At 40.3% G+C, this 6,192-nt stretch carries 7 protein-coding genes; 3 read left to right on the forward strand and 4 right to left on the reverse strand.

Translation table 11 applies throughout. The features are described 5' to 3' along the window. Window positions 1-180 precede the first annotated feature (180 nt). Genes DBR11_RS27535 through rfbC form a run of 3 tightly spaced genes read left to right on the forward strand, consistent with a single transcriptional unit; the run spans window position 181 to window position 2,865 of the window. Window positions 181-1,989 (forward strand): tetratricopeptide repeat protein, encoded by a 1,809-nt coding sequence (locus tag DBR11_RS27535; RefSeq protein ID WP_108555748.1) that lies wholly within the window; start codon window positions 181-183, stop codon window positions 1,987-1,989. Between the two features lie 15 nt (window positions 1,990-2,004). Next, window positions 2,005-2,307, forward strand: coding sequence for a DUF4286 family protein (locus DBR11_RS27540; protein ID WP_108555749.1), 303 nt, complete (start codon window positions 2,005-2,007; stop codon window positions 2,305-2,307). Window positions 2,308-2,310: 3 nt separating this feature from the next. After that, window positions 2,311-2,865 carry a dTDP-4-dehydrorhamnose 3,5-epimerase gene (gene rfbC, locus DBR11_RS27545; protein WP_108555750.1) on the forward strand — a complete coding sequence of 185 codons (555 nt, stop codon included), beginning with the start codon at window positions 2,311-2,313 and terminating at the stop codon, window positions 2,863-2,865. Between the two features lie 60 nt (window positions 2,866-2,925). Here rfbC and DBR11_RS27550 read toward each other — a convergent pair whose 3' ends face one another. The 4 genes from DBR11_RS27550 to DBR11_RS27565 all read right to left on the reverse strand — a co-directional run bounded on the left by DBR11_RS27550 (window position 2,926) and on the right by DBR11_RS27565 (window position 6,152). Next, the gene (locus DBR11_RS27550) at window positions 2,926-3,768 is read right to left on the reverse strand and encodes an OmpA family protein (RefSeq protein ID WP_108555751.1); all 843 of its coding nucleotides are present in this window, start codon (window positions 3,766-3,768) and stop codon (window positions 2,926-2,928) included. A 42-nt stretch (window positions 3,769-3,810) separates the two neighbouring features. Next, the gene (locus tag DBR11_RS27555; protein ID WP_108555752.1) at window positions 3,811-4,473 is read right to left on the reverse strand and encodes a DUF2461 domain-containing protein; all 663 of its coding nucleotides are present in this window, start codon (window positions 4,471-4,473) and stop codon (window positions 3,811-3,813) included. Then, window positions 4,466-4,717, reverse strand: a complete 252-nt coding sequence (locus tag DBR11_RS27560; RefSeq protein ID WP_108555753.1) for a hypothetical protein — start codon at window positions 4,715-4,717, stop codon at window positions 4,466-4,468. Before DBR11_RS27560 ends, DBR11_RS27555 begins: the two co-directional genes overlap by 8 nt. A 115-nt stretch (window positions 4,718-4,832) precedes the next feature. Then, complete coding sequence (locus tag DBR11_RS27565; RefSeq protein ID WP_108555754.1) at window positions 4,833-6,152, reverse strand: DUF4302 domain-containing protein; 1,320 nt, start codon at window positions 6,150-6,152, stop codon at window positions 4,833-4,835. Window positions 6,153-6,192: the final 40 nt, after the last annotated feature.

A 6,192-nucleotide genomic window follows, 5' to 3' on the forward strand; every position in this document is an offset into this window, starting at 1 on the left:
GCCTACAAAGGTGCACATCGGCTTAATCCTAAAAAGGCTATACACCAATATTGTTACTTTGGATTGTTCTTGTGTACGTCAAATTAATCATTTTTGAAACACATCAAATTATATTCAAAGTAACATTTAAAGTATATTAGCCTGATTGTTTAATTGCAGCCCAGAAAAGAGAATATCCAAATGAAACGTATTGGCCTCCTGATCTTCTTATGTGTTTCGTACAATTGCCTTTTTGCACAAGTCCTTAATGACGATGCCGCGGCTTATCAGGCTTATGAACAGGGGGAATATGAAAAGGCCGCCCTATTACTGGGAAAACTATTTGAAAAGAATCCTTCAGATAATTATTTTGACCTTTACCTCAATACTTTACTAAAAACCAGAAAGTACCCGGAAGCAGAAAAGCTGGCAAAAAAAATGATCAAACAGCAGCCAGACCATTTAGGATACCAGATTTCCCTGGGCAAAGTTTACCAGGAAAGCGGACAACAGGACAAAGCATTAAAAACATTTGCTGAAGTGATCTCCCTCTTGCCCAAAGAAGAGAACAAGATCCGCTTCTATGTCAGTTATTTTTACCGCTTTCAGGCTTATGACCTCGCAATTTCTGCCTTTTTGCAGGGCAGGAAGATTCTTGGTAACGAACAATTATTTACTCCGGAATTATTGAACCTATTCCGTTTCAAGAAGGACAAAGATGGTCTGGTTAATGAATATATTAATGCTTTATCTGTTTCTCCGGCTATGTTACCGCAAGCTGAAGCAGACCTGGCCAGTGTATTTGACGGCAATAGCGACTACCTCATTCTTCAGTCCATCCTGCTCAAAAAGCTTCAGAAAGAACCGGACAACGATACCTTTACGCAACTGCTCACCTGGCAATACATTCAGCGAAGGGAATTTGACATGGCTTTGAGGCAGTTAATTGCTCAAAATAAGCGGCTCAAACAAAATGATGCCACTATTTTTAACCTCGCCAATACTTTTCTTTCTAACGATGCCTACCCCTCGGCAGTGAAGGCCTATGAGTATCTTTTGGCTAAGGGGCCACAAAATGAATATTATCTCCCGTCGAGAATCCAGCTGATCGATACAAAATATCAGCTGTTGCTGCAGGGAGCATATGAGAAAGCAGCGATTGCTGAACTGGCAGATCAGTATCAGGCACTGATTAAAGAATTTGGCTCTTCCACACAAACACTTTTTGCCATGACCAGATGGGCTAATTTGCAGGCCTATTATCTAAATGCACCATCAAAAGCAGAAGAAGCCTTGGAAAATGCACTAAAAGTCCCGAATCTAAATGCGATGGAAGCCGGACGGATTAAACTGAGTCTGGGTGATATTTACATCCTGAACAATGAACCCTGGGAGGCTTTCCTGATCTATGAACAAGTGGCGAAGAAATTCGAGAACCAGGACATTGGAAATGAAGCACGGTTCCGTTCTGCAAAACTCTCCTTTTATCAGGGCAATTTTGCCTATGCAAAGGCTCAGGCTGATGTCCTTAAAGCCTCAACTTCACAACTTATTGCCAATGATGCCTTAAACCTGAGTTTACTTCTCTCTGATAACCTGCAATCTCCTGCCGACAGCAGCGCACTGAAAATGTATGCAGATGCAGAAATGCTCCAGTTCAGAAATTTACCTGAGAAGGCTCTCCCTAAACTGGATAGCATTAACATTGCATTCCCCGGAAACAGCCTTTCGGATGATGTGCAGATGTCTAAAGCCAATATTTACATTAAAAAACACAACTACGCCCTTGCAGTGCCTGTTCTGCAAGATCTGATTGCACAGCATCCGGAAAGCTTATGGGCTGACGATGCTATTTTTATCCTTGCAGGTCTGTATCAGGACCAGCTGGCACAACCTGAAGAAGCCAAAAAATTATACCAGAAACTGATATCTGATTTTCCAGGAAGCATGTATACCATCGAGGCCAGGAAATTTTACAGAAAACTTAGAGGAGACAATATGCCCTTATAGTCTTATCTTTGCAGTATGTTATTATACAACGTTACTTTTATTGTAGAAGAGGCATCTGCGTCCGAATGGCTGGACTGGATGCAGCAAGTGCACATTCCAAAAGCTCTGGCTACAGGAGCTTTTACCTCCAATCAGCTACTCCGGGTAGTAGATTCACCAAATGAGGGTATTACTTTTTGCAGTCAGTATACAGCCGAACATATGGGCGATTATCTAACCTTTAAAGAGTTTCAGGAACCTGCTTTGGATGAAGAATTGAATGTCAGATTTAAAGATAGATTTGTATCTTTCCGTTCTTTAATGGAATACATCGCATAACTTATGAATATTTTACAGACACCTATAGCTGATCTTTTGGTGATTGAACCAAAAGTGTGGAAGGATAACCGCGGCTACTTTTATGAGAGTTACAATGCCAGAATTTTAGCAGAAGCAGGCGTTGATGTCAGTTTCGTTCAGGACAACCAATCCTTCTCGCAAAAAGGAACGCTAAGAGGGCTGCATGCCCAAAAAGCACCCTTTGCACAAGGTAAACTGGTGCGTGTACTGCAAGGAAAAGTGCTGGATGTAGCCGTTGACATTCGCAGAAATTCACCTACTTATGGTCAGCACTACAGCATTGAACTGAGTGGCGAGAATCATAAACAATTATGGGTACCACCAGGTTTTTTACATGGTTTTCTGACATTGGAAGATAATACAATCTTTACATATAAAGTAAGCAATTATTACGATAAAGAATCGGAAATAGGTGTCATCTGGAATGATCCGGACCTGAACATTGAATGGAGCCGGGAAATACCGGAAGCAGAGCTTCTATTATCTGACAAGGATTTAGTACTCCCTGCTTTTAAAGATCTTAAAAGTCCTTTTTAGGAAAGTATACAGAAACAAAAAGACCGGATGTTATAGCATCCGGTCTTTTTGTTTCTGTATCTATTGTTTGATCAGATCGTACAGTTCATCCAATTTAGGAGAAAGTACAATTTCAATTCTTCTGTTTTTACTCCTGCTTTCTGCAGATGTATTTGGGGCCAGCGGCTGGTACTGCCCTTTACCTGTAGCCGTCATTCTTACTGGCTCTACTTTTTCTACTTCCGTCAGAAAGCGCACTACAGAAGTTGACCTCAGCACACTTAAATCCCAGTTGTCCTTGATCTGCCCCAGGTTGTTAATTTTCTGGGAATCTGTATGTCCTTCTACCGCAATATTAATTTCCGGTTGTTGCTTAAGTACTTCGGCCAATTGAGCCAATGCCTGTTTGCCTTTCTCATCTATAATGATACTACCGGAAGGAAACAGCAGCTTGTCAGTTAAGGACACATAAACTTTACCATTTCTGATGTCTACACTTAAGCCATTTTTAGTGAAGCCAAGCAGGGCACCTTGCAGCTTCTCCTTCAACTGGTTGGTTGCTTCATCACGTTTGCGCAAAATCTCTTCCACCTCTTTTAAGCGCTTTTCCCGGGCTTTCAGGTCTCCGGAAAGCTTAGTAATCTCATTAGTACTGTTGCTGCGTAATTTCGCGTATTTACCATCTACATCATCGTATTTTCCCTGCAGGTCGGCAATCTGTCCATGGAGTGATGCAGTATCTTTTCTTAATTTGGCCAGTGTTGCTTCCAATGTCTGACCATTATACTGCGATTCCAGCCATCCTTTATCTAAAGAGTCGGCCCTGGCCAAAAGAGCTTTATATTTTTTTGGAGACAAAACGACACAGGAGGTCACAGAAGAGAGCAGCAGAATCAAGGCAAAGCCTAAGAAAGTGTGTTTCATTAATGGTTTATCAATTAAAGGTTATTGTTTAAAGACTGGTCTTTATTGCTCCAGTGAATTTCGTAAAAATGCAACTAATGGATAAATGGTTTCAAAATAACTTTTCAACTTATCAACGATATTGGATTTAAAAAAATCCTCCTCTTTAAGTTCTCGGATCACTTCAAAACTCTTTAATTTCAGGTAAGAAATATTAGGATCTGCCGGATCATATCCCTTAGGTGCATTTTTCAGGGCATTTTCCATACTGAATCTGAAGTTTTTGGCGAAATCCTTTTCCTGTATAATATCCAGAAAGTCGGAAATATTATAATCTATTTCCTGGCGGATCAGCTTCAGATGCGGAGCTTCCGGCATCCAGTAACCTCCTGCGATGAAACAGTTTCCAGGTTGCATATGAAGATAATATCCTGGTTCGTTTCCACCTTTGGTGCGGGCAGAGAACCAGATACCAAAATTGGTTTTGTAAGGATCCTTGTTTTTACTGAACCTCACATCACGATAAATCCGCAGTACGCATTTTTTTGGATCTGTCTCGGCAGAAAAAAGAGGATCTGCCTTAGCGATTTCAGGAATCAGCAGTTGTACCAGTTGTAATACATCTTCCCTGGCTTCCTCATATTCTGCTTTATGTTCAGCAAACCATTCCCTGTTGTTATTCTGGGAAACATCTTTTAGAAACTGGAAAGTTGAAGGTTTAATCATGTTTCAGTGTCATCGTTTTTTTACGGTATTTCACATACCATAACACACCTAAACCGCCGATTAACAAATAAGGAATGGCCATCAGATAAAGTACACCCGTGTTTAGGCCTTTACTTTGGGTATTGCCATTTTTAACACCCTGTTCTGCGCTAATGGTACACATAGCACATTGCGCGCTGGCTGTATGTTGCACTGCAATAGTGGATAGCAGTATAAAAACGAAGACAAATGCGATCCTTTTCATAATGACAAATATAAGTAAAGAACGCAAATGAAGAAGGAATAATTGTGGATAACAGGTCATTAAATAAAAAAGCCGGACGAAAACGTCCGGCTTAAAGAGAGAGCGGTTTGAATAATTATTGTAATGGACCAGAGAAAGTGAAATCAGGATGCTCAACACTTTTAAACTGACCTAATAACTGTCCATTTGCAGGATTTACAAAATAATCAAGTGTAAATTGATCTACATTAAAACGCTGCGCTAAAATAGGTGCCAGACCAGTGATGATCAGACTTCCATTTGTATTTGGAGCAACATAAGTTGGATCTATTGTGAATCTATAGACTCCTTCTGCGGTTTTTGTATAATTATATCCAAAAAAGGCATAGAATTGTGTGGTGCCCTGAGGTATGCTCATGGTAATTACCAGTTTTTTAGTTTCTGCATTAAATCCGAACTCCATTTCTCTCAGGGTAAGATTATAACCACCAGTTAAAATACTCCTTGCAGCCTGTGCCCTTCTTGCCTGGAAATCTGCAGACCAGCCCGGATAAGAAGTTTGATACGGGGCAGTGATTGAGTTGTATTTCGAGCCGATCAAAACATGAAGTGGAATCAGTGGTTTATCAGAAACAAATACTTCCACTTTTTTACCCGAAGTTGTTATCCAAAACAATTTCTTGCTCTCCATATCCCAGGTAAAATGCGTATAAATATTTCCTCCAAAGTTTAAAGGCTTGTTCAGCAAACCAGTTGGAGAAAAAGAAAAAGGCTGGCTCACAGAAGTAATCACTCCCTTATCTTCTAAAGTCAGGCTTACACTTCTACTTGCAACATCTGCATTTATATCTAGCTGGATCTTTTTGGTTTGGTCCTTTTCATCAAGAATGTATAAGTTTGGGTTCGCTTTTAAATAGGCCTGTAACCCTTCAAGCCCCCCCTCTGTATAAAAGGACTTATCTGCTGCCGACGCCTTTACTAAAATAAATTCCGTTTGCCGCTTCTTACCGACCAATTTTATCGTATCCCCTACCTGAGATCTGATTTCAAATTCAAAATCAGATCCATAACCTACACCCGTTTCACCTCCAAACTTAGAAGGATCAGGATCCGCTAATAAATGCAGGGAATTATAGGTATCAAAGATAATAGAAGGTGCCATGACCTGCTTTACTCTGTAAGTACTTTGGCTCGAACCGGAAACATAATCCGCCTTCATGGTAAGAAGATTATCCTTCTTAAAATCCAGAAAAAAACTATAACCACCACCTATTTCGTTGGTGTATAGATAGGCGATCCATCCATTTGGCGTATTGATCAGTTCATTTCTATATTTCTCCAGTGCCTCAGAAACATTTTCTTCGGGCTTTTTTCCATCAACAAGTTGTTGATCCTTTTTGCAGGCCTGCATAAACAGTATCGCAAAGAGGCTGATTACAAATATCTTTTTCATCATATATATTTTTTAATACCGGCTAACTGCCCCATAAAAACCA

The sequence above is a fragment of the Pedobacter sp. HMWF019 genome (genome assembly GCF_003061025.1).
In the GTDB taxonomy this organism is placed as follows: domain Bacteria; phylum Bacteroidota; class Bacteroidia; order Sphingobacteriales; family Sphingobacteriaceae; genus Pedobacter.

What these genes read in the sequence shown, in the direction of transcription:
- DBR11_RS27565 (WP_108555754.1), bottom strand. Translation starts at nt 6,152, where the DNA reads ATGATGAAAAAGATATTTGTAATCAGCCTCTTTGCGATACTGTTTATG.
- DBR11_RS27555 (WP_108555752.1), bottom strand. Translation starts at nt 4,473, where the DNA reads ATGATTAAACCTTCAACTTTCCAGTTTCTAAAAGATGTTTCCCAGAAT.
- DBR11_RS27560 (WP_108555753.1), bottom strand. Translation starts at nt 4,717, where the DNA reads ATGAAAAGGATCGCATTTGTCTTCGTTTTTATACTGCTATCCACTATT.
- DBR11_RS27540 (WP_108555749.1), top strand. Translation starts at nt 2,005, where the DNA reads ATGTTATTATACAACGTTACTTTTATTGTAGAAGAGGCATCTGCGTCC.
- rfbC (WP_108555750.1), top strand. Translation starts at nt 2,311, where the DNA reads ATGAATATTTTACAGACACCTATAGCTGATCTTTTGGTGATTGAACCA.
- DBR11_RS27550 (WP_108555751.1), bottom strand. Translation starts at nt 3,768, where the DNA reads ATGAAACACACTTTCTTAGGCTTTGCCTTGATTCTGCTGCTCTCTTCT.
- DBR11_RS27535 (WP_108555748.1), top strand. Translation starts at nt 181, where the DNA reads ATGAAACGTATTGGCCTCCTGATCTTCTTATGTGTTTCGTACAATTGC.